The sequence below is a fragment of the Thioclava sp. UBA3469 genome, from assembly GCF_002378135.1.
In the GTDB taxonomy this organism is placed as follows: Bacteria; Pseudomonadota; Alphaproteobacteria; order Rhodobacterales; family Rhodobacteraceae; genus Thioclava; species Thioclava sediminum.
This window is the reverse complement of sequence record NZ_DFRG01000063.1, coordinates 3,013-4,297: the sequence shown is the minus strand read 5'-3', so window position 1 is coordinate 4,297 and position 1,285 is coordinate 3,013. Positions and strand designations below refer to the sequence as shown.

Genomic DNA, 1,285 nt, shown 5'->3' with positions numbered 1-1,285 from the left:
GGGTTCATCGACATTTTGACATTGGCGAGATCGACACCGCTTCCGTCCGCTTTCACGCGAGCTTTCACGTTATAGTCGATCACGCGCTTCACAGGCACGAGAACCTTCATGGCGTGTCTCCCTTGTGTAGTCCGCCAAATTGCGGCGAACGGATTCATTCGGCAATTTTGTTACAAGAGCAAAGGGCGAAGGGACAGGGGGAAAACGCCTCGTTTTGGCCCTGAAACGTCACGTCTTTTCGACTGTTTGCGCTAGCGGTGCGTGCGAATTGCCCTAGCGTCGCGCTGTGTCCGCGATCCGCCCATGAAAAAGGCCGCCCGAAGGCGGCCTTTCGCGTTTGTCTGCCGGGCAAGGTCAGTCGTCCTTGCACTCACCGGCGATCTTGCAGTCGTTCTGCATCTCGAGCCACATCGCGTTGGCGACGGCGACCAGAGCGGCCAGCGGAAGCCCGAGGATCCATGCGAAATACCACATCTGTCTGTCTCCTTAGTAAACGGTATGGCTGTCGCGCTCGACATCTTCGACCGTCACCTTGCCCCACAGGACCTTATAGACCCATGCGGTATAGGCGAGGATGAGCGGCATGAAGATGAGCGCGCAGACGAGCATGATGAACAGCGTCTGGTGCGAGGACGAAGCGTCCCAGACCGTCAGCGAGGCGTCGGGCATTTTCGAACTCGGCAGGATGAAGGGGAACATCGTCAGGCCGACCGAGGAGATCACGCCGAAGATGCCCAGTTTCGACCAGAGCAGCGTCGAGACTTCGCGCCCGGCGCGCAGCCCTCGCACCGCCATGGCGATACCCGCGAGGCCAAGGATCGGCGCAATCGCGATCCACGGGCGGTCCGCATAGGCCTGCATCCAGCTCCCGCTATGCTCGACCGTCGAGAAGAGCGGGTTGGAGGGGCCGTTGTCCGGAACCACCGAGGTGATGTGGTAGCCCGTGATCCCGAAGGCGAGCCAGATCCCCGCGAGGATATAGGCCACGAAGGCCACCATGCCCGCAACGGAGCCGATCTCGGTCGCGCGGACTTTCACCGCGCCTTCGGTCTTCACCGAGAGCCACGCCGCGCCATGCATCATCAGCATCGACAGCGACACCACGCCCGCGAGCAGCGCGTAGGGGTTCAGAAGGCCCAGCAGCTTCATGATGAAGTTGCCCGGATAGAGCGGCATCAGCATGTCGTTGAGCTCGAAGGGCACGCCTTGCAGCACGTTCCCCACGGCGACGCCGAAGATCAGTGCCGGCACCGCGCCGCCCACGAAGAGCGCCCAGTCCCAGCCG

General features: G+C 61.9%; 2 protein-coding genes and 1 pseudogene. All 3 read right to left on the bottom strand.

The genetic code is table 11. The features are described 5' to 3' along the window. Window positions 1-110, bottom strand: a pseudogene (locus tag B3D39_RS05475) (electron transfer flavoprotein subunit beta/FixA family protein); the annotation flags it as partial. A gap of 244 nt (window positions 111-354) precedes the next feature. Then, window positions 355-474 (bottom strand): cytochrome bd-I oxidase subunit CydX, encoded by a 120-nt coding sequence (cydX, locus tag B3D39_RS05470; RefSeq protein WP_078521427.1) that lies wholly within the window; start codon window positions 472-474, stop codon window positions 355-357. A 12-nt stretch (window positions 475-486) separates the two neighbouring features. Next, on the bottom strand, window positions 487-1,285 hold a 799-nt coding region (cydB, locus tag B3D39_RS05465), incomplete at its 5' end, for a cytochrome d ubiquinol oxidase subunit II (RefSeq protein ID WP_286789446.1).